Genomic DNA, 25407 nt, shown 5'->3' on the forward strand with positions numbered 1-25407 from the left:
TGTTGATGAATTCAGTGCTGCTTGATGTCGATGCGCGGGTCCACCAGCGGAATCACCAGATCCGCCAGCAGATTGCCGAGCACGATGGCCACCGCCGACAGCGTGGTCACGCCGACGATGACCGGAATGTCGACCTGCTGGATCGATTGCCAGGCGAGCTGACCGATGCCCGGCCAGCCGAACACCGACTCGACCACCACAAGCCCGCCCATGAACACGCCAATGTCGATGCCGATCATCGGGATCACCGGCACGATGGCATTGGGCAGTACGTGCACGAACACCACCCGCGCCCGGCTCAGGCCCTTGGCCCGGGCGGTGCGAATGAAGTCCTGATGCAGCACTTCGATCATCGAGGAGCGGACCATGCGCGAATACCAGCCGCTGCCCAGTAACCCCAGCGTCAATGCGGGCAGCATCAAATGGCTCGCGCCGCCGTAACCGCCCAGCGGAAACCAGCCCAGCTGCACCGCGAAGAAGTAAAGAAACAGCATCGCGGCAATGAATTGCGGGGCCGACACGCCCACGAAGGAAAACGCCATTAGCAGCTTGTCAGCGAAGCTGTCGCGTTTCAGCGCGGCGAGCATGCCCAGACTGACGCCGATCAACAGCTCGAAACCGATACCGGCCGCCATCAACTCCAGCGACGGCCGCAGGCGCGAGCCGATCAGCTCGCTGACGGCAGTGCGCTGGATGTACGAGCGGCCGAGGTCGAAATGCAACAGGTTGCCGAGGTAATTCAGGTATTGCTGGTAGAACGGCAAATCCAGCCCCAATTGCGCGCGGATGGCGGCCACGACTTCCGGCGTCGCGCTGCGCCCGGCAATTTGTCGCGCGGGGTCGGCAGGCAGCAGGAACAGCAGCAGGTAGGTGATGAAGGTCACGCCGAGCAGGATCAACAGCGCGTAACCGACCCGGCGGCAAATGAACGGCAGCATCAGCGACGCCCCTTGAGTGTGGGGTCGAGTTCGTCGCGCAGGGCGTCACCGACCAGATTGAATGCCAGCGACAGCAGGATGATCGCGGCCCCGGGAATGAACACGAGCCATGGCGCCGAGGTGAAGTACGTCTGGCTCTCGAAAATGATATTGCCCCAGCTCGGGGTGGGCGGCTGCACCCCCACGCCCAGGTACGACAACGTGGCTTCCAGCAGCACCGTGGTGGAAATGCCCAGCGTTGCCCAGACCAGAATGGTCGGCAGCAAGTGGGGCAGCAGGTGTGAAAACAGAATCCGCAGCGAACTGGCGCCCAGCGTACGTTCTACCGCTACGAAGTCCCGCGCACTCAGCGCCACGGTTTCGGCGTAGATGACCCGGGCAATCTGCACCCAGTTGACCATCGCGATGACCATGGCGACGATCCACACGCTGGGCTGGAAAATCGCCGACAGGGCGATGGCCAGCAGCAGCGCGGGGAAGGCCATCATCAGGTCAGTCACGCGCATCAACACGCTGCCCAGCCACCCGCGCACAAAGCCTGCGGTCAGCCCGACCAGCGTGCCGATCAGCACGGCCATGCCATTAGCCAGCAAACCTATGAACAGTGAAGTGCGCGCGCCAAAGATCAACCGCGACAGCAGGTCACGGCCCAGCAAGTCAGTGCCCATCCAGTACGGCGTGGCCGGTGCCAGAGGCGCACCTTCCATCGACAGGCCTTCGACGAACTGCTCGTCCGGGTCGAATGGACTCAGCCACGGCGCCAGCACCGCGAGCAGCACCACCATAGCAATAAACAACAGCGAAACAGCGACAGCGGGACGACGCAGCAGGGCCTTCAACGTGCTCATGCGCGGTCCTCGTTGCGCACGGCGAGCAGGTCGACGCACAGCGCCTCAATCGGCCGGTTGAGCTGCATCGACAGGCTGCGCAAGCGTTCAAAGGCAGTCGCCTCGTTGATGTTCTGGGTGACCATCAAGCGCGCCAGCGCCTGGGCCATCAGCGGACGCATGGCCAGCCGCTGCTGCAGCTCGCAGAGCCGTTCGGCGTCGGCGCGCTGCCGTTCGCGCAGCCCCACCGCCATCATCAACGTCGTGTACACCGAGCCCTGGCTGATGGGCTTGTTGAGCAACGCTGTGGCCCCCAGCTGCAACGCGCGCTGGATTTGCGACAGCGTCTCGTGGGCGGTCAGCGCGATGATGGGAACCCCGGCGGCGTTCAACGCCTGCACCGCGAGCGGGCTGGCGAAGTGCTCGATTTCCAGAATCGCCGCGAAGCAGCCCTCTGTCTCACACGGCGCATCGTGAGCCAGCGCTTGCGAGTGAATGCCGAGTCTATGAAGGCTTTTGCCCAGATTGGCCTGACTGCGTTCGTCGCAGTCGATCAATAGCAGATGGCCCTGATCGAGGGCAGGAAAGGCGCGTGTTTTCATTTGACGATCCTCAGGCGCGGCGCCGGGGCCGCGTGTCGGCTGGCAACGCCGGCGTGTACATCCGTATGGGTGAGATAAGGGTCGGCGGCAATCGGCTGATGCGCCGACTGCACCACTTCAAAGCGGCCGTCGCGCAGCTCGGCGATGTGGCTGGCCAGTGCGCTGTGGTGATTGCGCGACGACAGGCTTACGGTGCCGAGCACGCTGGCGACCGGGTGGCCATAAAGGTATTCGCAGATGGCCGTGGGCGACGCGTCATTGCTGGCCTGCAGGGCGTCGGCAAACACCCGCAGCGCGGTGTAGGCGCTGGTGTAGTAATGCGAACAGACCCGTGGACCATGGCGCTGCTGCGCGTGGCAAAAACCTGGGTCGACGGTTTCAAAAAACGGACCGCAGGACAGCAGACGCAGCGCTTGCATCGGGCCGACCGCGTCCAGCTCCGCTTCGGTCAAATTGCAACTAAGCACCGGCAGGCGCAGGCCTTGTCGGCTGCAGGCAAGGTCCAGCTGCTGCAAAAAACCGTAGGAAGATTCGCCAACCAGGTTATTGAGGACGAATGCCGGCGGGTCCTGGATGAGCGTTTCAATCAGCACCTCAAATCCGGTTGCGCCCAAGTGAGCGTACTTTTCGCCCATCACCTCAGCGCCGTTGGCTTCCAGCACCTCCCGCGCAATGCGGTTGCTTTCCCATCCCCAGACATAGTTCGAGCCGAGCAGAAAGGCCCGATGACCAAACTCGCTCAGTGCGTAACCCAGCAGGGGCAGCAGCGTCTGGTTCGGGCAGCCGCCGAGGTACAAGACGCTTTCGCTGCTCTCGTAGCCTTCATAGGGGCTTGAATACCAGAGCAGGGCGCCGTGCTGATCCAGATCAGGAATGATTTCCTTGCGACTGGCCGAGAGCGTGGTGCCGAAAATGTGCCGGACCCCTGCGCCCAACAGCTCGGCGACACCGCTGCTGTAGCGCGCCGGGTCGCCCTGCGGGTCGTTGCAGATGGCTTCGAGCCGCACGCTGCGTTGCGCATCGGCGTTGATGTCGGCGAGCGCATCCTCCAGGCCGAGCAAGGCACTGCGCCCCATGCGTCGGTACGTGCCTTCGGTCGAAAGCAAAAAGCCAACCGCCACCGTGGGACGCTGGTCTGGCGCAAAGGGCGCCTGGGTGGCGAGCCCTGACAGTGAAGGCTTCGGTCTGAAGAAGTCCGGCATGAAAAGCATCCATAAAAAAAGCCCGATCAACCCGGTAGGGGTCGATCAGGCTTCGATACCTGGCGCATTCGAGGCGCGTATGTGGACGAGACTTAAGGACCAGAGTCCGGCTTGTCGTGTGCTTTGGGGGTATGAAATAAACATGCCAACCAGACTGTAGCGCTTGAATCAGCTTTTGCCAGTCGATGGCTTGCCAGTTGTGCTCTCACGTGGGGCGATTACGCCCGATGGTGCTTCAAACCGGGGCAGCCTTCACCACGCTTGAGCGGGCAAAAGGGGGCGCACCTGTGGGAGTGAGCTTGCTCGCGAATGCATTGGGTCAGTCAATGCATCAGTGCCTGGCAGAAATGCATTTCGCGGGCAAGCGCGCTCCTACAGGCGATTAATTACGCTTTCGGGTTCCTGGCGGGTGCGCGGTCATCTGGCGTCCTGGATGGGCGCCTGCAGCAGTGGCAGACATGGATCGTTATCGGCCGCCTGCGGGGGTGGCGGGGGTGGCGGGGGTGAACGGTTCCGGTTGCCGTCACACCGTTGTAGGAGCGCGCTTGCCCGCGAATGCGTTGGATCAGTCGACGCATCAGTGCCTGGCGAAAATGCATTTCGCGGGCAAGCGCGCTCCTACAGGCGATCAATTGCGCTTCGGGGTTCCAGCCGGGTGCGCGGTCATCTGGCGTCCTGGATGGGCGCCTGCAGCGGTGGCAAGCGTGGGCCGTCACCGGCTGGCTGCGGGGAAGGCGAGGGGTGTACTGTCACTGGTTGCCTTCACACCTTTGTAGGAGTGAGCTTGCTCGCGAATGCGCTGGGTCAGTCAATGCATCAGTGCCTGGCAAAAAGCATTTCGCGGGCAAGCGCGCTCCTACAGGCGATCAACTGCGCTTTCGGGTTCCTGGCGGGGCCGGAGGCGTTCCAGACCAAGCGCTTCTACGGTGGGTTTCACTCGTTGCGAATTGGCCGGGAAGCGATCGGCCTCCGCGTATCACACCTCAAGTGCTATACCATGAGCCCACATTCATACTCAGGGCAGCGTCGCTGGTGCCCGACGAGGCCCGCTGCGATGAGAGATTTGCCACCCACCGCCACCCTGCGCGCGTTTGAAGTCGCCACACGTCACGCCACGTTTACTTCAGCTTCCGAGGAACTGCACGTCACACAAAGCGCGGTCAGTCATCAGTTGAAGAATCTCGAAGACATCTGGGGCGTGCAGCTGTTTCAGCGAGGCAAGACCCTCAGCCTGACGCCTGCCGGTGCGGCACTGGCGCCCATCGTGCGGACGTTTTTCATGAACCTGGAAGCAACGCTCGCCGACCTTCGGGAAGAGAAGGGACGCTTCAGGCTGAAAGTCAGCACGACCTATTCCTTCGCGCTCAAATGGCTGCTGCCGCGCCTGCCCAAGTTGGCCGAACTGCACCCGGAAATCCTCGTCACGCTGGACAGCACCGACACGCCGGTCAACTTTGCCAGCGGCGAGGCTGACGTAGCGATCCGGCTGGGCGGCGGTCACTACCCGGCGTTGCATTCTGAATTCATGTTCAGGGAGCACATTTTTCCCGTGGCCAGCCCCGATCTGCTCAGGCGCTTTGGCACTCCCCGCGAGCCGGCGGAGCTGTTGCGCTATCCGCTGCTGACCCGGGACGGGTCGGATCTGGTGCCCAAATGGGAAGTGTGGTTCCAGCAGGTCGGGGTCAGCGTGACTTCGTTGAAGGAAAGCGTGCGCTTTGCCGACTCCAACATGACCGTCGAAGCGGCGCTGCTGGGCCAGGGCATAGCGCTGGCGCGCAGCGGGCATGTGGAGAAAGAATTGCAAGACGTCAGCTTGCTGCGTCTGTTCGATGTACCGTTTCCGTCGCCGGTGGCCTATTACTTCGTTTGCCCGAAAGGCATCGAACGCCAACCGCACGTGGCCAGCTTCCGCGCCTGGCTCATTGAAGAAGGGCTGACCGCCGGTCTTGCTTACGGCTGAGACATAGGCGCAAAGCACGATGCGTGATACGTGATGCGTGATGCGTGATGCATGAGCATTCACTCATCTTCGGATGAGGAGAATTTGCTTCATTTTGCGCAAGCGGGCTGCCTAACATGGCCCATGCCTACTCACATCATCCTGTTGATACTCTTTGCCGCGCTGCTGCATGCCAGCTGGAACGCGTTGCTGCGTGGCGGCGATGACAAGCTCTGGTCGATGACAATCATGTGCGTGGCCGTGGCCATCGTCAGCAGCGTGGGCGCGCTATTCATGGTCGCGCCGGCGCCGGAAAGCTGGCCGTATGCAGCGCTGTCGGCGTCGCTGCACGTGGGTTACAACCTGTTTCTGGTGCGCACCTACCGCAGCGGCGATCTGGGCCAGACGTACCCGGTTTCCCGAGGTTCCTCCCCGGTGTTGATTACCGTGTGTGCGTCGCTGTTTGCAGGCGAAGTGGTGGGCGCAACTGCGATGATCGGCATTGCGCTGGTTTCGGCGGGGATCATTTCGCTGGCCTTCAAGGGTCGCAAGCTGGAAATCCCCGGTTTGCCATACGCGCTGGGCACCGGTTGTTTCATCGCGGCCTACAGCGTGACGGACGGCATCGGCGGGCGTTTGTCCGGCGCGCCCATGGCCTACACCGCCTGGATGTGCGCGTCTTGGGGCGTGCTGATGCCGATGACGTATGTGCTGCTGCGCGACGCCCGCAGTCTGGTGACTATCCGGCCTGGCTTCTTCACTGCTTTTTGCGGCGGCCTGGTGTCACTGCTGGCCTACGGCATTGTGATTTACGCGATGAGCGAAGCGCCCATGGGCGCGGTATCGGCCTTGCGCGAAACCAGCGTGCTGTTTGCCGCGCTGATCGGCTATTTCTTCCTTGGCGAATCACTGACGGCGCGCAAGCTGATAGCGTGCGCGGTGATTGCGACCGGCATTCTGCTGATTGGCTGACTGCGCAGGACAGCGCCGATTGACGACACATCTGTTCCTTTTCACAGCGCCAGAAAGGAGACTTTTCAATGGAAGACGTTTCGCAAGCTCCAGTGATGCTGATCACCGGCGGAAGCCGCGGGGTCGGCGCCGCGACGGCACGGTTGGCGGCAGCGAGTGGCTATGACGTTGCAATCAGCTATGTGGCCGACGAGTCCGCAGCCCTCGCGGTGGTGACTGAGGTCGAAGCGCTTGGACGCCGTGGCCTGGCCATCCGTGCCGACAACGCCGACCCGGAACAGGTCACGCAGATGTTCAGTGCCATCGACCAGACGTTCGGGCGCATCGATGTGCTGGTCAATAACGCAGGCGTACTTGGGCCCCAATCCAGGCTGGAAGACCTGGGCTTCGAGCGCATGCAGCGCATCTTTGCGGTCAACGCCATCGGGCCGATGCTCTGCGCGCAGCAGGCCATCCGGCGCATGGCGCATCGATACAACGGCCGCGGCGGCTCGATCATCAACATTTCTTCAGCCTCGGCGAGACTGGGCAGCCCGAACGAATATGTCGACTACGCCGCGTCCAAGGGCGCCCTTGAAACCTTCACCATCGGTTTGTCCAGGGAGGTCGCGCGGGAGGGCATCCGTGTCAACTGCATACGCCCCGGGCACATCTACACCGACATGCATGCCAGCGGTGGCGAGCCGGATCGCGTCAACCGTGTAAAGGACTCGATACCCATGGGCCGCGGCGGACAGCCGGTTGAGGTGGCCAGAGCCATTCTCTGGCTGGCGAGCGAGGAAGCATCGTTCATCACCGGTACATTTCTGGACGTCACAGGCGGAAAATGAGGGTTGCCGTTCCCTTTCTGCTGCCGCGAGCGAGCAGGGACGAGTCTTTCGACCGCGATCTCATCACCACTGTCGACGCGCCTTTGGCTTGATCACCTTCAACCGCGCAATCGCTAGCGTGTGCAGGTACTGCCGGACGGCGTCGTGATGCTCGACGCTGACGTGGTTGCTGTCCAACAGCCCCAGCAGATACCCCTCGGCCATCGCGTGATAGCGCGAGACACCTTCCCGGGTGTCGCTGGTCTTGAGCTTGCCGATCAACTCGTCGATCCGGGCGCGATGTTCGCTTGAAAACCAGTCCGGCCGCGGTGGGGAACCGTCCTCATCGCCCAGGGTGATGTCCGGATTCATGAGGTCTCCAGGAGAAATAGTCGGGTGATCCCTGCGGTGACCGGTTGGCACTGCAAGCGTTGCTGTTTCGGTTGACCCGCCTCAGCGCCGTTGGTTGCCGGCAGCACAGCGTTGTTCGCTAAAACCATGAGTCCATCGCACTGCCGTGTTCTGCGGCTATCATTCCCGGGAGGCCGGTTCAGGTCCCTCGTTCGGCGCATGGGCGGGGGCCCGCAACCGCCGATTATTTGGCCCATCGTAAGCGTTTAAAGGAGCCTTCCATGGCGTTTGACTGGCACAGCGAGCCTCTGCGCAGAGACACTCCCGTCACTCAGGACTACCGCAATACCCAGAACGTGCGGCGCTTCATGACCGGGCAGTGTGGCGCTGCCTTCAAGTTCGACCGGGACTTCATGGCCTGGATACGCAACGACAGTCCCAAAACCCTGGGCGATGTGGTGGATGAGTGGCAACGGCGCCATTGCGAGGCTATTCACAAGACCACGGCATGACTGGAGGCCACATGTACACGTTATTCGGTTCGGACAGGTCCGGCTCGGCGGCGATTGAAATGGCCCTTGGGCTATGCGGGGCGGACTTTCGCCTGGTGGCCGCGAGTTCGTGGAATGAAGGCGTCGGGCAGGACGAGCTTAAACGGCTCAATCCTTTGATGCAGGTGCCTACGCTGGTGGCGCCCGGCAATGCCGTACTCACCGAAAGCGCGGCGATTCTTACCCACCTGGCGCTTGAATTTCCGCAGTCCGGCCTTTTATCCGGCGACTCACCGGAGCGGGCCCAGCAACTCAGGGCGTTGGCTTACATCACCACCAATTGCTACGCGACCATCGGCCTCATCGACTACCCGGAGCGATGGCTGCCCGGTGCCGATCAGCAGCAATTAGACCGCTTGGTCGCCGGGGCAACAGGCAAGCTGCACAGCCAATGGGAGGTGTTCAGCGATGTCTTCCACAACCCGGTGGCCTGGCACCCGGAAGCGCCGGGCGCCGTGGAAATTCTCGCCAGTGTGGTGAGCCAGTGGAGCGGGGCGCGTGAGCATCTTCGTGTCTGCCGGCCGGAATGGTACGCGTCGCTTGAGGAAGTCGACCGCCATCCGCGCATCGCTTTGGTGCTGGAGCGCCACGGCTGGTGAGCGTCGCCGTGCCGGCACGAGCTAGGACAGCGCCTGGCGCAGTTTCGCCGGGCTGATGCCCATGCGCAGCCTGAACGCCGTGGCCATGTGCGCCTGCGAGCTGAATCCGCAGTCATGGGCGATCGCGGCCAGCCGTGCCGTGGGGTCGCGCATCAGCGCACGGGCTTTGGCGACCCGGCGGTCAATGAGGTAGCGGTGCGGGCTCTGGCCGGTGGTGTGCTTGAAGGCCCGCATGAAATACCCTTCGGACAATTCCAGCAGGTCGGCCATGGCCTGCACGCCCAGCGGCCCGTCGAGGCCAGCGTCGATGAATTCATCAAGCCTGCGCATCCGTCGGGCATCGATTGAGCCGTGCATCGGCGCATCCCGTCTCTGCTTGTCATCGATCCGCTCAGCCAGCGCCAGCCCCCAGCCCTCCCAGTCGTCCTCAGTCGAGCCCTGCAGCAGCGCAGCGCGGATCTTCATCGCCAGGACGATCGCGCGTGCATCGATGCGGTTGTTGAACGCGCGCTCGCCTTTCAGCGTCAGTCCATCGGTGCGCAACACGCGCAAATACTCCCCACCCGTGGGTGATTCGGACAACACATCGCAGCCCACCGGGACGAATGCCAGGCCGTTGGGCACGGCGTCGAAGGGCTGCACGCGGTCGCTGCCGATGGCGTGCAGCCCGCGCTGGCTGGCGAAGGCAAAGCCGATCGCCGACGCCGCAGCGACGTATCGCGTCGCATAGCGGCTGGCGGGCAGCAATTCGAGGATCCACGGCCCTGCCTCGACCCGGCGTACCGGTTCAGTGGGCGGTGGATTCAACACGGATTTGGTCGGGCTCATGGTCTGCATGGTAATCAAGCGCGCGGCGAAAAGTCAGGTCAGTTTTCTGAAAGCCTGCTCGGCGGGCCCGTGCCTAGACTGGGCGGAAATTCTTTGGAGACCCGCCATGCACGGACTGACCCGCGAAACCATCACCGAGGCCGCGCGTCTGGTTTACCAGGTCATGCCCGCCACCCCTCAATACGCTTGGCCGTTGCTGTCCGAGCGGCTGAACTGTGCGGTGTGGGTCAAGCACGAAAACCATACGCCCACCGGCGCGTTCAAGGTGCGCGGCGGGATCACGTTCATTCACTGGTTGAAACGCACTTACCCTGGCGTCCAGGGCATTGTCACGGCGACGCGGGGCAATCACGGGCAAAGCCTGGCTCTGGCAGCCAGCGCTGCGGGCCTGAGTGCACTGATCGTGGTGCCGCAAGGCAATTCGGTGGAGAAGAACAACGCCATGCGCGCGCTCGGTGGCACGGTGATCGAATGCGGTCGGGATTTCGACGAGGCGCGTGAAGAGGCGGCGCGGCTGGCTGACGTGCACGGGCACTATCTGGTCCCGCCGTTTCATGTGGAGATGCTTAAAGGTATCGCCAGTTATGCCCTGGAACTGTTTACCGCCGTGCCGGATCTGCACACCGTCTATGTACCGATCGGTTGCGGGTCCGGTATCTGCGCGGTGATTGCCGCCCGCGATGCGCTGGGCTTGAGCACCCAGGTGGTCGGTGTGGTGTCCACTGAAGCGGCGGCGGCCAAATGGTCGTTTGAAGCCGGAGCCGTGCTCCAAACCCCGTCAGCCGATACCTTTGCAGATGGCCTGGCGGTGCGCCGGCCCATCCCCTCAGCTTTTGCGATTTACCGCACGGGGGCTGCACGGATCATTGCCGTCAGCGACGCCGAGATCGCCGATGCCATGCGCGTCTATTACACCGACACCCATAACCTGGCTGAGGGGGCGGGTGCAGCCGCACTGGCGGGGCTTATGCAGGAGCGCCCGGCCATGGCGGGTAAGAAGGTCGGCGTGATTCTATCCGGCGGGAATGTGGATCGGACAGTGTATGCGCGGGTGATTGCTTGAGGGAGGGCATGCTAGCTGTGGGCTGTGGGCTGCCCAGCCTGGGTTGGCTCAGCGGGTGGAGTGAAAGATGTAGCTGTCGGTTGCCGGGTCGGCAAGGGGCAGGGCGTGGTCTTTGAGGTATTGCACCAATGAAGCATCGTCGGCTCTGATTTGCCATGCCTGGGAGGCAGGCACGGCGTTCTCATCGATGTTCTCGCAGGCGGCGAGAAGATCCTCGACCGAGGGCTGGTGGATCACCAGGCCGTTGCCTTTCCAGCCCGCAACCGTCAGCCCCAGGCTTTCACACAACGCGACTTTGCGCAGGGCATCGTCACGGTCAGCCTGTCGCGACTGCTGAACGAGGGTGGCCAGCCCCTGATCCGAGGCCAGCAACGTGCCTTGCTCCCAACTCTCGGGCGGGCAGTCCTTGGCTGCGGGTTCAAGGCGAATGAACGGATTGATCTCCATCGGATAAATGCGGCACACCAGCGGCCGCTCAAGGTAGATGCCGCAAAGCCCATCCTGCTGAAGGTTCGGACATTCGGGCAGCGCGTTCGCCGCGAGAATCACCGTCACTCGCAGCGTTCCCGATGCGCATGGCACCGCCGCAGAGCGCCCGGCGTTGTAGGTGAATTCGGGGGAATCGTCCGGCCAGAGCGATTCGTCGAATGCTTCAAGCATGACCGCAACCCCATGGCCACGCTTGAGCCACGTCACGGCCTCATTCAGGGTCAACGGCACAAAGCGGCCCCGACAACATGCTCCACACCCGACGCAGGCGAATCGCTCGTTGCTGTCCACACCTGCACTGGAGTGGGTGGAGGACTCGCCTGATCTATCGCTACTCATGGGACCGCTGCCATCTGTTCTTCAAAAAGAGATCATACGGGTCTTGGCCGGATGCCGTTAACTTAACGGCACATCCCGGACATCCTGCCAGCCCTGCCGACAGCGCGCCTGGCCACCTGAAACAGTCCCACGCGAACCCTGTGGGACCGGCTTTAGCCGGGAAGACGCCGGTTGTAACGACACGGAACTGAAGGTGCCCGTGCTGGCCTCTTCCCGGCTGAAGCCAGTCCTACTAACACCGCGCGAACCCTGTGGGACCGGTTTTAGCCGGGAGGACGTCGGTTGTTACGCCATGGAACTGAAGGTGTCCATGTTGGCCTCTTCCCGGCTGAAGCCAGTCCTACTAACACCGCGCGAACCCTGTGGGACCGGCTTTAGCCGGGAAGACGTCGGTTGTAACGACACGGAACTGAAGGTGCCCGTGCTGGCCTCTTCCCGGCTGAAGCCAGTCCTACTAACACCGCGCGAACCCTGTGGGACCGGTTTTAGCCGGGAAGACGTCGGTTGTTACGCCATGGAACTGAAGGTGTCCATGTTGGCCTCTTCCCGGCTGAAGCCAGTCCTACTAACACCGCGCGAACCCTGTGGGACCGGCTTTAGCCGGGAAGACGTCGGTTGTAACGACACGGAACTGAAGGTGCCCGTGCTGGCCTCTTCCCGGCTGAAGCCAGTCCTACTAACACCGCGCGAACCCTGTGGGACCGGCTTTAGCCGGGAAGACGCCGGTTGTAACGACACGGAACTGAAGGTGCCCGTGCTGGCCTCTTCCCGGCTGAAGCCAGTCCTACTAACACCGCGCGAACCCTGTGGGACCGGCTTTAGCCGGGAAGACGCCGGTTGTAACGACACGGAACTGAAGGTGCCCGTGCTGGCCTCTTCCCGGCTGAAGCCAGTCCTACTAACACCGCGCGAACCCTGTGGGACCGGTTTTAGCCGGGAAGGCGCCGGTTGTTACGCCACGGAACTGAAGGCGTCCATGCTGGCCTCTTCCCGGCTGAAGCCAGTCCTACTAACACCGCGCGAACCCTGTGGGACCGGCTTTAGCCGCGAAGACGCCGGTTGTAACGACACGGACCTGAAGGTGTCCATGTCGGCCTCTTCCCGGCTGAAGCCAGTCCTACTAACACCGCGCGAACCCTGTGGGACCGGTTTTAGCCGGGAAGCCGTCGGTTGTTACGCCATGGAACTGAAGGTGTCCATGTTGCCCTCTTCCCGGCTGAAGCCAGTCCCACTAACACCGCGTGCATTCTGTGGGACCGGCTTTAGCCGGGAAGCCGTTAAGCGCTTAGTCGGCTCACTCCGGCTTGAACCACCGGGGATGCAGGGTCGGGAAGTGCTCGCGCAGCCAGTCGGCAAAGACGTGGACCTGAGGCGCAAGGTGGGTGCGGCTGGGGTAGAGCACCGAGACCTTGCGTCTTCCCGGTCGATAAGCCTGGAGCACTTCGATCAGTTCGCCGCTGGCGAGAAACGCATCCACGGTGATGCCTGGCGCCTGGATGAGGCCAAAACCTGCAACCCCGCAGTGCACGTAGGCGTTGGATTCGTTGACCGTGATCGCCCCGCGGCTCGGGTACGGCCGGTCCTCGCCGTCCTCATGAAAATACCAGGGCAGCGGCCGGTTGCTGTGCCCCGACAGGAAATCAACACCGCGGTGCCGAGACAGGTCTGCGAGCGTTGTCGGCTCGCCGTACGATTCGAGGTAGGAGGGTGCGGCACAGGTCACCATTTCAACCGTGCCGATCTGCCTCGCGATCATGCTTGAGTCCCGCAAATCGCCAATGCGCAGCACGCAGTCAACGCCCTCCATCACCAAATCCACCGCGCGGTCGGTCACGCCCACTACCAGTTCGAGGGCGGGGAAGGCGTCGGTGAACTGCTTCAGGCTTTCAATGAAACCGCGTTGCGAGAACGCGGTGGGAATGTCGACCCGCAGCCGCCCGTGCAGGGTGGCGCCGCTGCGATCGAACATGGACGCGGTGGCCGAAATGTCCGCGAGCAGCCCCTTGACCCGCTCGTAGAACTGCTCGCCCTCAGCAGTCAGCTTCACCGAGCGCGTGGTTCGCTGAAACAGCCGCACACCCAGCGACGCCTCCAGGGTCTGGATCGACCGCGTGATGTGTGGCCGCCCCAGCTGAGTGGCTTCAGCCACTCTGGTGAAACTACCCAGCTCTGCCAGCCTCGCGAACACCTGCATTGACTGCAACAGGTCCATAGGTTCGCCCTCGTACTACCTAAAAAATCAGCATGATTGTTGCGGCGCAGGATAACAATCCTTTGCCCGGACGAGCATTTATCCGCTCAGGCAGACGGGGAACAATGCCGCCCAACACGCCTGCGGTCGACTTCGACCCGGCGGCAATCACTGGAGATAACACATGAAAGCATGGCTTCTGAAAGACTTCGGGCTGGACAACCTTGAACTGGGCGAAGTGCAAACGCCCGTCCCGAAGACCGGCGAGCTGCTGGTGAAAGTCGGCGCCGTGTCCCTTAACTTCCGCGACAAGGCGATTGTCGACGGAATCTACGAGCCCCACACCGTCCCCAAGCCGCTGATCCCGGTCAGCGATGTGGCGGGCACGGTGGTGGCAACGGGCGAGGGCGTCCGCCGCTTTGCGGTGGGCGACCGAGTCAACTCGCACTTGTACTCGCGGTGGCTCGACGGCATGCCTGCCCACGATGAACCGGACTACTGCTTTGGCTCACCCTTGCCGGGCGGTCTGGCGGAATTCATGATCATCCATGAAGACAGCGCGGTGCGTGCCCCCGCCGACATGACCGATGAAGAAGCCTCGACGCTGCCCATCGCCGCCTTGACCGCCTGGTACTCGCTGGTCGATTACGGTCACATTCAGCCCGGCCAAACGGTCCTGGTGCAAGGCACCGGCGGCGTGTCGATTTTCGCCGCACAGATCGCCATGGCGCTGGGTGCCCGGGTCATCATCACGTCCAGCCGCGACGAGAACATTGCCGCCGTCATCAAGCTCGGCGCCATGGCCGGCATCAACTACCGCACGACACCGGACTGGGCCGCGGAAGTCATGAAGCTCACCGACGGCAAGGGTGTCGATCTGTTGCTGGACGTGGCGGGTGGGGAGGGTGTCAACGCCTCGGTTCAAGCCACCAAGGTGGGCGGCCGTATCGCTCAGATCGGCTTTCTGACGGGGCAAACCACCGGCTTGAACCTCATGCCGCTGATCTTCCGGCAAACCACCTTGCGCGGCATCGCGGTTGCGCCGCGCAGCGCTTTCGACCGGATGAACGCGTTCCTCGACGGCCATCGCATTCGCCCGGTCATCGACCACGTGTACCCCTTCGAACAAGCGCGCGAAGCTTATGAGCATCTGGCGCGAGGACCGTTCGGCAAGGTCGTGATCAAAGTGAGCTAAAGGTGCAGATGGCATCGAGCGCCCAGCCCGGTGCCACGCCACTTTTGCACGCTACTCATCGGTGTTGAGTTTGACTTTGATCCAGCCTTGCTCATGCAGGTCGAACGCAGCAAAGGCGCTGATCGCGTCCGTCAGCGGCTCGCACTGGGTGAGCACGCTGGCCGGATCGACCTTGCCGGCCAGGGTCAGCTCGATGAGTTTGGGAATGTACTTGCGGTGGTGGCAGTTGCCCATGTTCATGCGCAGGTTTTTGTTCATGGCCGCGCCGATGGGGAAGCTTTCAAAACCTTGCGGGTACACGCCGATGATCGACAGTGTGCCGGCTTTGGCCAGGCCTTCCACGGCCCATTTCAAGGCTTGCGAGGGCGCATCCCCCGGCTGCCATTGCTCGTGACCGTGAGGGTGCCCGCCGTGGCCGTGATTGGCGTCAATGCCCACGGCGTCGATGGCACGGTCAACACCGATGTCATCGGTCAGCCGGTTGAGTGCCGCGATGGGGTCTTCCTCTTCGAAGTTGATGCATTCTGCGCCCAGCTCGCGGGCTCGATCGAGGCGATCACTCAGGCCATCGATGGCAAATACCCGACCGGCGCCCATCAATCTGGCGCTGATGATCGCGAACAGGCCAACCGGGCCGCAGCCAAATACCGCAACCGTATCGCCGTCCTCGATCTCCGCCATCTCTGCACCAAACCATGCGGTGGGAAAAATATCCGACATGGCAATCGCCTGGTTGTCAGTGATGCTGTCCGGCAACTTGATGAGGCCGACATGCGCATACGGAATGCGCGCTTTCTCCGCTTGCAGGCCATGGAAAGGCCCTGTGGCTTTCGGGCCTCCGAAGAACGAGGTGCCGGCTTTCTTGCCGTTGGGGTTGGCCACGTCACACTGCGCAAAGTAGCCGGCGCGGCAATATGCACAGTTGCCGCAGGCGATGGTTGACGGGATCAGCACCCGGTCGCCAACCGCCAGATTGCGCACTTCCGGTCCCAGCGCCTCGACGATGCCGACGCCCTCATGGCCCAGTATCGTGCCGCTCTGCATGTCCGGCGCGCTGCCGCGAATAAAATGCAAATCCGTCCCACAAATGGCCGACGCGGTAATGCGCACGATCGCGTCAGTTGGTTCCTGAAGGGTAGGTTCCGGCACATCATCGAGCCTGATGTCGCCGACTCCGTGAAACACCACTGCTTTCATGGCAAGTCTCCCAACTAGGTGATTGATGTTGGGTGGAGCCTGTCGCGTGGCCCGTGGTTTAGCCGAACTCTCGCCGGGCAGACAAACGGCACGGGTGCTCCTCACCCGCCACACGCAGGCGGTCTGGGGCGGGTGGTGATTGAACGCTTTGGCGCGCCACCGCACTAAGCTGTAGCGGTCGACTGGCGACTTCTTAAACGGACATCAAGCCCTTATGTCTTCATATGATCAGGAAATGCAGGACAGGCAGCACCCGGTGGACGAAGACATTGCGCTTCAGCGCCGGATCTGGAAATTCGAACGCGTGGGCTGGTATGTGTTGCTGCTGGTCGTGTTGCTGACACTGGGCGGTTTGTTTTCCCGGGGACTGCTCAGCGACGCTACGGCGACCTCCGCGCAGAAAGACCTCACCGTCGAGTACCAACGCTTCCACCGCAGCGGCGGGGTCGACGCAATGGTGATTCATAGCCACGGCCAGCCCGGCAAGCCGCACACGGTGTTTGTCGACGCCGCCTTGCTGGAGGCGTTCAGTGTCGACTCCATGCAGCCTCAGCCCATCGGCTCCGCCGCCAATCGTCAGGGCTTGAAGCTGACCATGACCGGCGACGAGCGGGGCGACAGTTCGCTGTACCTGACATGGCGCAACGACGGTCTGGGTCTGGTGGCGGGCCATATCGCGGTGGAAGGCGGCGGCGAAGTGTCGCTCAATCAGTTTATTTATCCCTAGGTAAAACGTATGGATGCGGTGTTGCGCGCAGGCGCCATTTACTTCGTGTTGCTGGTGTTGTTTCGTGTCTCGGGTCGCCGTTCTTTGGGCGAGATGACCTCCTTTGATTTCGTCTTGATGCTGATCATTGGTGAAGCGACCCAACAGGCATTGTTGGGAGACGACTTTTCAGTCACCAATGCCGTGCTGGTTATTGTCACGCTGCTCTGCATCGACATCGGCTTTTCTCTGCTCAAGCGTCGATCAAAGCGCATCGGCAAGTTGATCGACGGTGGCCCGACGATAGTGGTGGAGAACGGCACCTACCTGCGCCAACGGATGCATGAGGCCCGCGTGCAGGAAGATGACATCATGCAGGCGGCGCGGCTGGGGCAGGGCGTTGAAACCGTAGAACAGATCAAGTTTGCAATCATCGAGCGGAACGGCAAGATCTCCATCATCGTCAAATGACAACTGCGGTGGCGCCGATTATTGCCGGTCGATGACGGGCGCTGGTCATTGCACTACTATCAAACCCTCAATCGGGTAACAGGAGCTCCAGATGTCTCGTCTCGCAGAATTCCGCAAACTTGAACAACAGCTTGCCGCGCAACTCGCCGAACTTGAAACATTGAAAAACGACAGCGGCCTTCAGAGAGAAATCGAATTCGAGACGAAGTTGCGAGAACTCCTGCAGACTTACGGTTTCGGCTTGAAGGACATTGTGGGCATGCTTGACCCGCGCTCGCAGAACACCCGGGCGAACAGTTCAGCGCCCCCCGAAAAGAAACCTCGCAAGGCCCGCGATTTGAAAGTGTATAAAAGCCCACTGACCGGTGAAGTGGTCGAAACCAAGGGCGGCAATCACAAGTTGTTGAAAGCCTGGAAAGCCCAGTTCGGTGACGAGGTCGAAAACTGGCGGGTTTATCACTGACTGAGCTCAGTGTAAGCCGCCGAAACGCGGCTTTTTTTATTGGGCCGGCAGAGCGGGTCTGTCGCTTTGTTTCAAGTGGGCCCTTGTTTGAATGAACCCCGCATCCCGGATACCTGTAAAACGTCGAACCTTCCGCCGGGCAGACCGCTCAGATACCAGGCAAGCATTCTTCTCACATGCCAGGGCCTCGCCCCTCGGAGCGCACCATGACTGACGCCAAATCACCAGCCGACGCGACACGCGACCCCCATGCCGCAACGCCTGCTGAACGGGACAAGCCGGACACTTTGCCGGCTCACTCGCCTGATCAGGAGTCCGGACGGCAGAACGGCCTGACGCCTCCCGATTACGATGAATACGGTAACGAGCCTCAGCAGGACGACGATCGGTAAACCCGGATCCACCGGCACACTGCATTGTTCCTGTGGGACTGGCTTTAGCCGGCAAGACGTGGGCGATCATGCCGCAACAGTCAATGGCGCCAGGCTGGCCTATTCCCGGCTAAAGCCGGTCCCACTGTAAGCAGTGGGTTCCGGTCTGTATAAGGACCATCCCGCGCCGATCGCCGCCCCTCATGCACGTCACCGACGCCATTGATCAGTGAGTATTGATCCTGAGTGCGCTGGCTCGCTCGTCGATGGCGGCATTGAGTTCGACACGGCAAGCCTCCCATTCTTCTTTGGGAACATTGGACCGCTTCATGACTTCCACCATCTTGCGGCACGCTGCCTTGTAGCGGGCTTGCGCGGCATTGATCCGGGCGAGAAATGCCGTTCTCGACCAGTCCCTGGCATCGATCGCGGGAAGCACAAGACCGGTTCGGCCACGCGAAGTTCGTTTCGGCCAAGCGCGGGCGGCCGGATGCATGCCTCTGGATTCGATGAGAAATTGACCGCGCCTCTCACCCCAGTCGAGCGCTTGCTCGACACTCTCATCCGGGCAGTCTGCGTAATATTCCTCGGCAAGGGCCAGGCCATTGGCCTGGTAGGCGCCGACGAACAGCTGCGTTACAGCCCGGCGTGACGTCCGCGCGGACACCTCAATCTGTGCGCCCCCGTCCGTAACAGTCTTGCGCGTGGTGGATTGCAGCAGGCAATCGGACCAGAGCCAATATTTCTCGCCTCGTTTTGTCATCGCCGCACCTTTTGACGGATCGTATTTTCGGCTTCAATGCCTTGGAAATCGGCGTGATGACTTATAGCTGACGTCTCGCTTTCCTGCCAAGTGCAAAAGGCGCTGCCGCTGAAAACCTTCCAAACTTTTGCGGTGGTGCGACCGTCACTATGCTGACGGAGAGACTCACAGCGGGAGGGCATCGACATGAGCATCTGGTCAACCACAATGGAGGCGTTCTGCGAGCAGGTTGCATCTTCGGCGCCTGTGCCAAGCTGCGGTGCGGCCGCTTGCGCGAGTGCAGGGTTTTCACTGGCGCTGCTACTCATGGCGCTGCGCAAGTCGGCGGGTGGGGAGCAAGATCCCGAACTGGCCGGCCGGATCGCCGAGACGGAGGCGCTGCTGGCGGTGATCAAGGCGCACGCCGACAACGACATGAAAACCTTTGGCGCATTCATCGAAGACAGCGCGTCATCGAGCTCCGGCCATGACCCTCAGTTATCGCTGGACGTGACGCTGGGATCGCTGGCTGCGGCGAGGTCATGCCTGAAAGGCATCGAGCTCGCCGCGGCGGCCATGCCCCGCGTGAAAAAAACCCTCAAATGCGACGTGACGTCCTGCGCACTCATGCTTCATGCCAGCCTCTCGGCGTTGTTGATCAACGTCGACGCCGACGCGGGCAACCTGTCCGGTTCCAGGCAGGGTGCGCGCGTGATGGGCGACCGCGCCGAGATTCAGCGCGCAGCGGATGACTTGCTGGCTTCGCTGAGGGTTACGCCCTGAGCGGACCGGCATGCCGGTCAGGCGCCATGAGTGCCGCCACTTGGGCCACCGGCAGCGGGCGTCCGAAGAGGTAACCCTGGGCGAAATCGCAATCGTGGGTGGTCAGCCAGTCGGCCAGTTGCTCATGCTCAACGCCCTCGGCGGTAATCTGCATGCGCAGGCTCTTGCCCAGTGCCAGGATGGCCTTGACCATTTCGCTCTGATTATCCAGCGAGGTGTCGAAAAAGGACCGGTCGATCTTGATCTTGTCGATCGCCAGCTGGGTCAGGTGGTACAGCCCGGAGTAGCCGGTGCCGAAGTCGTCGAGCGCCACGCTGACGCCCATGGCACGCAACCGCTCAAGGTTGAGCCGGGCGCTGCCCACATTCGCGACCAGCGCGTTTTCCGTGACCTCGACTTCGAGATGCCCAAGGGGAAAGTCACCCGTGCGCGCCAGTTCCGCCAGCCAGTCGGGAAAGTCGTCGCTCTCGATCATTGACGAGGAGACGTTGACCGCCAGTAACAACCCCGGCGGCCATTTGCGCGCCTCGGCAAAGGCCTGTATCAGCAGCCCTTCGGTGAGCGATTTGATCAGCCCCAGTTGTTCGGTCAGCGGGATGAAGTCCTGAGGCATGATGACCCCGTGCTGCGGGTGCATCCATCGCGCAAGCAGCTCAAAGCCTACCAGTTGCTGTTCCGGGAGGCTGACGATGGGTTGGTAATACGGCTGGATCTGCCGTTGCGCAATGGCCTGACGCAGTTCTGCCTCCAGACGCATGCGTTCACGCAGCGCATTCTCGAAGCTGGCTTCGTAAAAATGGAACACCGCGCGGCCGTTGTTCTTGCCGCGATACATCGCGCTGTCGGCGTGCTGCAACAGGGTTTCGGCGACCATACCGTCCACCGGCGATACCGCAATCCCCATCGTCGCGCTAAAGGCCACGCCCGGCAGCCCGGTCGGTGCCGCGGCAATTTTGGCGAGTATGGTTTCGGCCAGCGTGGCCAGGTCAAGACGGCTGAAACGGCCCGTCACTGCCAGGGCAAACTCATCGCCGCCCAACCGTGCCACGGCGGCCTGCCATCCGGCCGTTGCCTCTCGCAGCGTGTCGGCAATGGTGCAGATCGCGACATCACCGGCGGCATGGCCATGGGTGTCGTTGATCTGCTTGAAACGGTCGAGGTCGATCAGGAACACCGCCGTGCCCACGCCGGGTTGATCCAGCCGGGTCGCCAGCTGTTCGTGAAATACCCGGCGATTCAACAGGCCGGACAACGGGTCATGACGCGCCAAAGAGTCGCTCTGCGCCTGCGCGACGACGAGGTTGTTGTAGCTCTGGTGCAAGCTGCCAATCAGGCGCTTGAGCAGCACGAAGGGGACGACCATTGCCAGCACGGCAAAGCCGGTCGAGGTCAGCACGAAGCGCCAGCGCTCAGCCACTTCGAAGTCGCCATCGTAGGGCAGGTCCAGGACCCCCATGGCGACACCTTCCAGCTTGAACTCCCACGTCAGGGCAAGCAGAAAGATGGAAAACAGGTAAAAGCCCAGTAATGCATACAGATGGCTTTGCACCAGGTGCGGGTTGCGAATGAATGACATGGGGGGAGGCGCTCAAAGGGCCGTCGGCAGTGCGGCCACTCTGTTGTTATCGGTCATTTGGCGCAGTGCTTGACTTGATCACGATATTTATATTTTCGTAAAGGCCACGCTCACCTGCCCAGGTTGCGGTTCATCAGACGATCAAGAACCGGCTGGGCATCCGCCGTCTGCCATTGCTGGAGCTGAGCGCATCCTTCGGCGTTGACCCTTGCCAGATCGCTGCGAGGATCACACAGCATCTGCCAGCGCTGGCGCAGCGAGGGGTATTTGGCAAAGTCTTCTCGGGTCGGTGGGTGGCTGCCCGACCATCGAAGAACCGAAAGCACAAGAAGCGCGCATGTGCCAAGTCCGATACAGCGGGTTCCAGGGTTCATCAAATACGCGTCCTGATTAGAGAGGGCTGAAACCTGCGGGTTTGAAGGTGACCCCCCCACAGCGTGCAAACCAATATAGAAATGAAATGGACTGGTCAAAAGATCCATTCACTGCTCATTTAATCGGGCCAATTCTTTCAGTCTGGCGTGCCACCTCAACCTACCCCCCGCGGGCAGGCTCTTCGCGTTGAACGTGTCGACAGGTATGCTTCGCCCCTGATCACCAGGCAGCCATCCGGGTTTGTAGATGAATCAACACGACAGCGATGTTCCCGCTCCACTGCACGCCGCTCAGGAGTTCCCGACGGACACCTCGGAGCGTTTGCAGCTTGCCCTGGACGCAGGTGCCATCATCGGCACCTGGGTATGGGACATCGCCGGGGATACGGTGACGGCGGACGAAAGGTTTTCACGCACCTTTGGCTTGTCCGCCGAGCGCTGCAGGGCTGGGGTGCCCATCGCCGAAGCGTTCTCCTCGATCCACCCCGACGACGTGGACCGGGTAGCGGCCGACATTCAGGAAGCGATGCGTCGCGGTGGCCCTTATCGCTGTGAATACCGGGTCCGGCACCATGACGGGCTCTACCGCTGGGTGGAAGCCAATGGCCGTGCGGAACTCGACGGGCAAGGCCACGCGGTTCGCTTTCCCGGGGTGCTGATGGACATCGAGTCCCGACGCGCTGCCGAGGCCGAGCGTGACCGGATGTCCGCGCTGCTGGCGACCTTCACCGCAGCCGTTCCCGGCGTGGTTTACGCCAAAGACCTCGCCGGCAGAATGCTGGTGGCCAACCATGGCACCACCGAACTGATTGGCAGGCCGCCCGAGTTCTACATTGGCAAGACTGACCTGGAGTTTCTCGAGGACAAGGATCAGGCGCGTCTGATCATGGAAACCGATCAGCGCATCATGCGCAGCGCCAGGGCCGAGCAGATCGAAGAGCACGTCAACATGCCGGACGGCACCGCTGCGGTGTGGCTGTCTTCGAAAGCCCCGCTGCTGGATGATCGCGGCGCCGTGATCGGCCTGATTGGCTCGTCCATCGACGTCACCGCGCGCAAAAAAGCCGAGTCCGCGCTGCTTGAGCTGAACAAAACGCTGGAGGCGCGCATCACCCAGGCAATCGCCGAGCGTGAAATGGCCGAGGCCGCCCTGCGCCAGTCGCAGAAGATGGAAGCGATCGGGCAGCTCACCGGCGGCATCGCCCACGATTTCAACAACCTGCTGGCAGGCATCACCGGGAGCCTGGACCTGATCAAGCTGCGGGTGAGTCAGGGCCGTTCGGCAGACGTCGAGCGTTACGTCTCCGTGGCTTACGGTGCCGCGCAGAGGGCGGCAGCGCTGACCCATCGGTTGCTGGCCTTCTCGCGCCGGCAGACGCTACTGCCGAAGAACACCGACGTGCACGTGCTCATCGCCGAGATGGAAGAGCTGATCCGCCGCACAGTGGGGCCCGCGATCGAGCTGAAGGTTGAGCTCAACGCCCAGGCTGTTACCTGCATGGTCGACCCGGCCCAGGTCGAGAACTCGCTGCTTAACCTGTGCATCAACGCGCGGGACGCGCTGGGCGAGGGCGGGCTTATCTCCATCGCGACCTGCAACCAGCAACTGGATGAAAAGCCCGGGGTTGACCCGGAGTGGGTGCCGGGCAGTTACCTCGCCATATCAGTGACCGATAACGGCACCGGCATGAGCCCCGAGGTGCTGTCCAGGGTGTTCGAGCCGTTTTTTACCACCAAAGAAGTGGGCGCGGGGACCGGCCTGGGGCTGTCGATGGTTTACGGGTTCATCAAACAATCAGGTGGCCAGATCCAGATTCATTCCGAACCGGGTCAGGGCACCTGCGTCTGCCTGCTGCTGCCGTGTCACGCAGCCGCGCCCGAGGTCATTGACGCACCGCAGGAGCAGGCCCGTGAGGAACCGGCTGCGGCGGGTGAAACCATCCTGGTGGTGGACGACGAGCCAACCGTGCGCGTCTTCGTTGCCGAAGCCCTGACGCATCTGGGTTACACCGTCATTGAAGCGGCCGACAGCCAGGCGGGCCTGCAGCTGTTGCGGTCGGACACGCCGATCGACTTGCTGGTCACCGACATCGGCTTGCCCGGAGGAATGGACGGGCGCCAGATGGCCAGCGCGGGGAGGGCGTTCCGACCGGATCTGCCGATTGTGTTCATGACCGGCTACGCCGAGCCGGCCGGCGACGGACAGGCGCGGCTGGATGGCAGCATGGCCTGGATGCACAAGCCTTTCCCGCTGGAAGCGTTGACGTCGAACGTGAGGGCCTTGCTCGGGGCAGATATCAGGCTTCAGCCGTAAAGCGGGCCGTTGATGGGATTGGCCTGAGCCGGGATGAAGACCAATGGGGAGACCGGCTTCAGCCGGGAAGAGGACTATTTGTGGGACCGGCTTCAGCCGGGAAGATCACTATTTGTGGGACCGGCTTTAGCCGGGAAGGGGACTTCATGCACACCGTCAATTTCGCGGAGTCAATAATGCCGTCTTCCCGGCTAAAGCCGGTCCCACAATGGATCACTGCGGCGGATGTACCGGCCCCTTCGCGGGCAAGCGCGCTCCTACACCGGGTCTGCGCCGCCGTCGGCGCCAACGCATGGGTTGCAGGCCGCCGGGTTCGCCAGCAAGCCGGCTCTTACAGTGATCATGTCCGCCGGGCGCAATCGGTATCGGGCCAGGCCCGCATCAAGTAAACAGGTTGGCCGGGCAACACCGACCAAGCCAAGCCAAGACCACCTGTAGGAGCGCGCTTGCCCGCGAATGACGTCGGGTCAGGCAGACACGCGTCGCGACGGCAACTCGACGTAATGCGTGGTGCGAAACGGGGCTTTGGTGGGACCGGCTTCAGCCGGGAAGAGGACCTTATGCACACCGTCAATTTCGCGGAGTCAATAATGCCGTCTTCCCGGCTGAACCCGGTCCCAAAATGGATCACTGCGGCGGATGTACCGGCCCCTTCGCGGGCAAGCGCGCTCCTACACCGGGTCTGCGCCGCCGTCGGCGCCAACGCATGGATTGCAGGCCGCCGGGTTCGCCAGCAAGCCGGCTCCTACAGTGATCATGTCCGCCGGGCGCAATCAGTATCGGGCCAGGCCCGCATAAAGTACACAGGTTGGCCGGGCAACACCGACCTCAAGCCAAGCCAAGACCACCTGTAGGAGCGCGCTTGCCCGCGAATGACGTCGGGTCAGGCAGACACGCGTCGCGACGACAATTCGACGTAATGCGTGGTGCGAAACGGGGCTTTGGTGGGACCGGCTTTAGCCGGGAAGAGGACCTTGTGCACACCGTCAATTTCGCGGAGTCAATAATGCCGTCTTCCCGGCTAAAGCCGGTCCCACAGTGGAACGCTGCGCCGAATGTACCGGCCCCTTCGCGGGCAAGCGCGCTCCTACACCGGGTCCGCGCCGCCGTCGGCGCCAACGCATGGGTTGCAGGCCGCCGGGTTCGCCAGCAAGCCGGCTCCTACAGTGATCATGTCCGCCGGGCGCAATCGGTATCGGGCCAGGCCCGCATCAAGGAAACAGGTTGGCCGGGCAACACCGACCTCAAGCCAAGCCAAGACCAACTGTAGGAGCGCGCTTGCCCGCGAATGACGTCGGGTCAGGCAGACACGCGTCGCGACGACAACTCGACGTAATGCGTGGTGCGAAACGGGGCTTTGGTGGGACCGGCTTTAGCCGGGAAGGGGACTTTATGCACACCGTCAATTTCGCGGAGTGAATGATGCCGTCTTCCCGGCTAAGGCCGGTCCCACAGTGGAACAGTGCGGCGGATGTACCGGCCCCTTCGCGGGCAAGCGCGCTCCTGCACCGGGTC

At 62.2% G+C, this 25407-nt stretch carries 25 protein-coding genes; 13 read left to right on the forward strand and 12 right to left on the reverse strand.

The window, feature by feature from the left end; genetic code table 11:
• Positions 1-11: 11 nt before the first annotated feature.
• Genes LT42_RS03705 through LT42_RS03720 form a run of 4 tightly spaced genes read right to left on the reverse strand, consistent with a single transcriptional unit; the run spans position 12 to position 3569 of the window.
• Positions 12-938 (reverse strand): ABC transporter permease, encoded by a 927-nt coding sequence (locus LT42_RS03705; RefSeq protein WP_037010046.1) that lies wholly within the window; start codon positions 936-938, stop codon positions 12-14.
• A complete protein-coding gene (locus LT42_RS03710; protein ID WP_037010048.1) occupies positions 938-1786 on the reverse strand; it encodes an ABC transporter permease in 849 nt (282 codons plus the stop codon). The genes LT42_RS03705 and LT42_RS03710 overlap by 1 nt, the downstream gene beginning before the upstream one ends.
• Entirely contained in the window at positions 1783-2367 is a 585-nt protein-coding gene (locus tag LT42_RS03715; protein WP_037010051.1) for an ANTAR domain-containing response regulator, read from the reverse strand. The genes LT42_RS03710 and LT42_RS03715 overlap by 4 nt, the downstream gene beginning before the upstream one ends.
• Complete coding sequence (locus tag LT42_RS03720) at positions 2364-3569, reverse strand: transporter substrate-binding protein (RefSeq protein WP_081955302.1); 1206 nt, start codon at positions 3567-3569, stop codon at positions 2364-2366. Before LT42_RS03720 ends, LT42_RS03715 begins: the two co-directional genes overlap by 4 nt.
• Before the next feature lie 1054 nt (positions 3570-4623).
• Between LT42_RS03720 and gcvA the strand changes: the two genes are divergently transcribed.
• From gcvA to LT42_RS03735, 3 genes are all read left to right on the forward strand, one after another.
• Positions 4624-5529 carry a transcriptional regulator GcvA gene (gene gcvA, locus LT42_RS03725; protein ID WP_037010052.1) on the forward strand — a complete coding sequence of 302 codons (906 nt, stop codon included), beginning with the start codon at positions 4624-4626 and terminating at the stop codon, positions 5527-5529.
• A gap of 123 nt (positions 5530-5652) precedes the next feature.
• The gene (locus LT42_RS03730; protein WP_037010055.1) at positions 5653-6480 is read left to right on the forward strand and encodes a DMT family transporter; all 828 of its coding nucleotides are present in this window, start codon (positions 5653-5655) and stop codon (positions 6478-6480) included.
• A gap of 68 nt (positions 6481-6548) precedes the next feature.
• Positions 6549-7310 carry an SDR family oxidoreductase gene (locus tag LT42_RS03735; protein ID WP_037010057.1) on the forward strand — a complete coding sequence of 254 codons (762 nt, stop codon included), beginning with the start codon at positions 6549-6551 and terminating at the stop codon, positions 7308-7310.
• A 63-nt stretch (positions 7311-7373) separates the two neighbouring features.
• Here LT42_RS03735 and LT42_RS03740 read toward each other — a convergent pair whose 3' ends face one another.
• Entirely contained in the window at positions 7374-7661 is a 288-nt protein-coding gene (locus LT42_RS03740; protein WP_037010060.1) for a hypothetical protein, read from the reverse strand.
• A gap of 260 nt (positions 7662-7921) precedes the next feature.
• Here LT42_RS03740 and LT42_RS03745 point away from each other — a divergent pair, with 260 nt between their 5' ends.
• Both LT42_RS03745 and LT42_RS03750 read left to right on the forward strand, forming a co-directional pair.
• Complete coding sequence (locus tag LT42_RS03745) at positions 7922-8152, forward strand: DUF6434 domain-containing protein (RefSeq protein ID WP_037010062.1); 231 nt, start codon at positions 7922-7924, stop codon at positions 8150-8152.
• Between the two features lie 11 nt (positions 8153-8163).
• Positions 8164-8790: a glutathione S-transferase family protein gene (locus LT42_RS03750; protein ID WP_037010064.1), complete on the forward strand. Its 627-nt coding sequence runs from the start codon at positions 8164-8166 to the stop codon at positions 8788-8790.
• A gap of 21 nt (positions 8791-8811) precedes the next feature.
• Here the strand turns inward: LT42_RS03750 and LT42_RS03755 are convergent, their stop codons facing one another.
• Complete coding sequence (locus LT42_RS03755) at positions 8812-9627, reverse strand: helix-turn-helix transcriptional regulator (RefSeq protein ID WP_037010065.1); 816 nt, start codon at positions 9625-9627, stop codon at positions 8812-8814.
• A gap of 97 nt (positions 9628-9724) precedes the next feature.
• Between LT42_RS03755 and LT42_RS03760 the strand changes: the two genes are divergently transcribed.
• Entirely contained in the window at positions 9725-10681 is a 957-nt protein-coding gene (locus LT42_RS03760) for a threonine dehydratase (protein WP_037010067.1), read from the forward strand.
• 48 nt (positions 10682-10729) lie between these two features.
• On the opposite strand, the gene LT42_RS03765 is transcribed toward LT42_RS03760, so the two are convergent.
• Together LT42_RS03765 and LT42_RS03770 are read right to left on the reverse strand one after the other, a co-directional pair.
• The gene (locus tag LT42_RS03765; protein WP_276209486.1) at positions 10730-11509 is read right to left on the reverse strand and encodes a YkgJ family cysteine cluster protein; all 780 of its coding nucleotides are present in this window, start codon (positions 11507-11509) and stop codon (positions 10730-10732) included.
• Positions 11510-12803: 1294 nt separating this feature from the next.
• Positions 12804-13703 (reverse strand): LysR family transcriptional regulator, encoded by a 900-nt coding sequence (locus tag LT42_RS03770; RefSeq protein WP_037012902.1) that lies wholly within the window; start codon positions 13701-13703, stop codon positions 12804-12806.
• A gap of 181 nt (positions 13704-13884) precedes the next feature.
• Between LT42_RS03770 and LT42_RS03775 the strand changes: the two genes are divergently transcribed.
• Positions 13885-14895 (forward strand): zinc-dependent alcohol dehydrogenase family protein, encoded by a 1011-nt coding sequence (locus tag LT42_RS03775; RefSeq protein WP_037010073.1) that lies wholly within the window; start codon positions 13885-13887, stop codon positions 14893-14895.
• 51 nt (positions 14896-14946) lie between these two features.
• On the opposite strand, the gene LT42_RS03780 is transcribed toward LT42_RS03775, so the two are convergent.
• Positions 14947-16092 (reverse strand): zinc-dependent alcohol dehydrogenase, encoded by a 1146-nt coding sequence (locus LT42_RS03780; RefSeq protein ID WP_037010074.1) that lies wholly within the window; start codon positions 16090-16092, stop codon positions 14947-14949.
• A gap of 214 nt (positions 16093-16306) precedes the next feature.
• Between LT42_RS03780 and LT42_RS03785 the strand changes: the two genes are divergently transcribed.
• From LT42_RS03785 to LT42_RS03800, 4 genes are all read left to right on the forward strand, one after another.
• Positions 16307-16819, forward strand: coding sequence for a hypothetical protein (locus LT42_RS03785; protein ID WP_037010075.1), 513 nt, complete (start codon positions 16307-16309; stop codon positions 16817-16819).
• A 9-nt stretch (positions 16820-16828) separates the two neighbouring features.
• Positions 16829-17269: a DUF421 domain-containing protein gene (locus tag LT42_RS03790; protein ID WP_037010077.1), complete on the forward strand. Its 441-nt coding sequence runs from the start codon at positions 16829-16831 to the stop codon at positions 17267-17269.
• Positions 17270-17360: 91 nt separating this feature from the next.
• Positions 17361-17732: a histone-like nucleoid-structuring protein, MvaT/MvaU family gene (locus LT42_RS03795; RefSeq protein ID WP_037010078.1), complete on the forward strand. Its 372-nt coding sequence runs from the start codon at positions 17361-17363 to the stop codon at positions 17730-17732.
• A 206-nt stretch (positions 17733-17938) separates the two neighbouring features.
• Positions 17939-18124: a hypothetical protein gene (locus tag LT42_RS03800; RefSeq protein ID WP_037010079.1), complete on the forward strand. Its 186-nt coding sequence runs from the start codon at positions 17939-17941 to the stop codon at positions 18122-18124.
• A 205-nt stretch (positions 18125-18329) separates the two neighbouring features.
• Here LT42_RS03800 and LT42_RS24830 read toward each other — a convergent pair whose 3' ends face one another.
• Positions 18330-18866: a hypothetical protein gene (locus LT42_RS24830; RefSeq protein ID WP_052075047.1), complete on the reverse strand. Its 537-nt coding sequence runs from the start codon at positions 18864-18866 to the stop codon at positions 18330-18332.
• A 186-nt stretch (positions 18867-19052) separates the two neighbouring features.
• Between LT42_RS24830 and LT42_RS03815 the strand changes: the two genes are divergently transcribed.
• Positions 19053-19628: a cyclodeaminase/cyclohydrolase family protein gene (locus tag LT42_RS03815; protein ID WP_081955303.1), complete on the forward strand. Its 576-nt coding sequence runs from the start codon at positions 19053-19055 to the stop codon at positions 19626-19628.
• Here the strand turns inward: LT42_RS03815 and LT42_RS03820 are convergent.
• Both LT42_RS03820 and LT42_RS03825 read right to left on the reverse strand, forming a co-directional pair.
• A complete protein-coding gene (locus LT42_RS03820) occupies positions 19618-21204 on the reverse strand; it encodes a putative bifunctional diguanylate cyclase/phosphodiesterase (protein WP_052075049.1) in 1587 nt (528 codons plus the stop codon). The genes LT42_RS03815 and LT42_RS03820 overlap by 11 nt on opposite strands.
• A gap of 110 nt (positions 21205-21314) precedes the next feature.
• Positions 21315-21686, reverse strand: coding sequence for a hypothetical protein (locus LT42_RS03825; protein WP_276209487.1), 372 nt, complete (start codon positions 21684-21686; stop codon positions 21315-21317).
• 139 nt (positions 21687-21825) lie between these two features.
• Here LT42_RS03825 and LT42_RS03830 point away from each other — a divergent pair, with 139 nt between their 5' ends.
• Complete coding sequence (locus LT42_RS03830; RefSeq protein ID WP_037010086.1) at positions 21826-23892, forward strand: hybrid sensor histidine kinase/response regulator; 2067 nt, start codon at positions 21826-21828, stop codon at positions 23890-23892.
• Positions 23893-25407: the final 1515 nt, after the last annotated feature.

Source organism: Pseudomonas lutea (assembly GCF_000759445.1).
Classification (GTDB): domain Bacteria; phylum Pseudomonadota; class Gammaproteobacteria; order Pseudomonadales; family Pseudomonadaceae; genus Aquipseudomonas; species Aquipseudomonas lutea.

Excerpts from the sequence above, each read along its gene's own strand:
- LT42_RS03705 (WP_037010046.1), bottom strand. The coding sequence starts at position 938 with ATGCTGCCGTTCATTTGCCGCCGGGTCGGTTACGCGCTGTTGATCCTG.
- LT42_RS03710 (WP_037010048.1), bottom strand. The coding sequence starts at position 1,786 with ATGAGCACGTTGAAGGCCCTGCTGCGTCGTCCCGCTGTCGCTGTTTCG.
- LT42_RS03715 (WP_037010051.1), bottom strand. The coding sequence starts at position 2,367 with ATGAAAACACGCGCCTTTCCTGCCCTCGATCAGGGCCATCTGCTATTG.
- LT42_RS03720 (WP_081955302.1), bottom strand. The coding sequence starts at position 3,569 with ATGCCGGACTTCTTCAGACCGAAGCCTTCACTGTCAGGGCTCGCCACC.
- gcvA (WP_037010052.1), top strand. The coding sequence starts at position 4,624 with ATGAGAGATTTGCCACCCACCGCCACCCTGCGCGCGTTTGAAGTCGCC.
- LT42_RS03730 (WP_037010055.1), top strand. The coding sequence starts at position 5,653 with ATGCCTACTCACATCATCCTGTTGATACTCTTTGCCGCGCTGCTGCAT.
- LT42_RS03735 (WP_037010057.1), top strand. The coding sequence starts at position 6,549 with ATGGAAGACGTTTCGCAAGCTCCAGTGATGCTGATCACCGGCGGAAGC.
- LT42_RS03740 (WP_037010060.1), bottom strand. The coding sequence starts at position 7,661 with ATGAATCCGGACATCACCCTGGGCGATGAGGACGGTTCCCCACCGCGG.
- LT42_RS03745 (WP_037010062.1), top strand. The coding sequence starts at position 7,922 with ATGGCGTTTGACTGGCACAGCGAGCCTCTGCGCAGAGACACTCCCGTC.
- LT42_RS03750 (WP_037010064.1), top strand. The coding sequence starts at position 8,164 with ATGTACACGTTATTCGGTTCGGACAGGTCCGGCTCGGCGGCGATTGAA.
- LT42_RS03755 (WP_037010065.1), bottom strand. The coding sequence starts at position 9,627 with ATGCAGACCATGAGCCCGACCAAATCCGTGTTGAATCCACCGCCCACT.
- LT42_RS03760 (WP_037010067.1), top strand. The coding sequence starts at position 9,725 with ATGCACGGACTGACCCGCGAAACCATCACCGAGGCCGCGCGTCTGGTT.
- LT42_RS03765 (WP_276209486.1), bottom strand. The coding sequence starts at position 11,509 with ATGAGTAGCGATAGATCAGGCGAGTCCTCCACCCACTCCAGTGCAGGT.
- LT42_RS03770 (WP_037012902.1), bottom strand. The coding sequence starts at position 13,703 with ATGCAGGTGTTCGCGAGGCTGGCAGAGCTGGGTAGTTTCACCAGAGTG.
- LT42_RS03775 (WP_037010073.1), top strand. The coding sequence starts at position 13,885 with ATGAAAGCATGGCTTCTGAAAGACTTCGGGCTGGACAACCTTGAACTG.
- LT42_RS03780 (WP_037010074.1), bottom strand. The coding sequence starts at position 16,092 with ATGAAAGCAGTGGTGTTTCACGGAGTCGGCGACATCAGGCTCGATGAT.
- LT42_RS03785 (WP_037010075.1), top strand. The coding sequence starts at position 16,307 with ATGTCTTCATATGATCAGGAAATGCAGGACAGGCAGCACCCGGTGGAC.
- LT42_RS03790 (WP_037010077.1), top strand. The coding sequence starts at position 16,829 with ATGGATGCGGTGTTGCGCGCAGGCGCCATTTACTTCGTGTTGCTGGTG.
- LT42_RS03795 (WP_037010078.1), top strand. The coding sequence starts at position 17,361 with ATGTCTCGTCTCGCAGAATTCCGCAAACTTGAACAACAGCTTGCCGCG.
- LT42_RS03800 (WP_037010079.1), top strand. The coding sequence starts at position 17,939 with ATGACTGACGCCAAATCACCAGCCGACGCGACACGCGACCCCCATGCC.
- LT42_RS24830 (WP_052075047.1), bottom strand. The coding sequence starts at position 18,866 with ATGACAAAACGAGGCGAGAAATATTGGCTCTGGTCCGATTGCCTGCTG.
- LT42_RS03815 (WP_081955303.1), top strand. The coding sequence starts at position 19,053 with ATGAGCATCTGGTCAACCACAATGGAGGCGTTCTGCGAGCAGGTTGCA.
- LT42_RS03820 (WP_052075049.1), bottom strand. The coding sequence starts at position 21,204 with ATGTCATTCATTCGCAACCCGCACCTGGTGCAAAGCCATCTGTATGCA.
- LT42_RS03825 (WP_276209487.1), bottom strand. The coding sequence starts at position 21,686 with ATGGATCTTTTGACCAGTCCATTTCATTTCTATATTGGTTTGCACGCT.
- LT42_RS03830 (WP_037010086.1), top strand. The coding sequence starts at position 21,826 with ATGAATCAACACGACAGCGATGTTCCCGCTCCACTGCACGCCGCTCAG.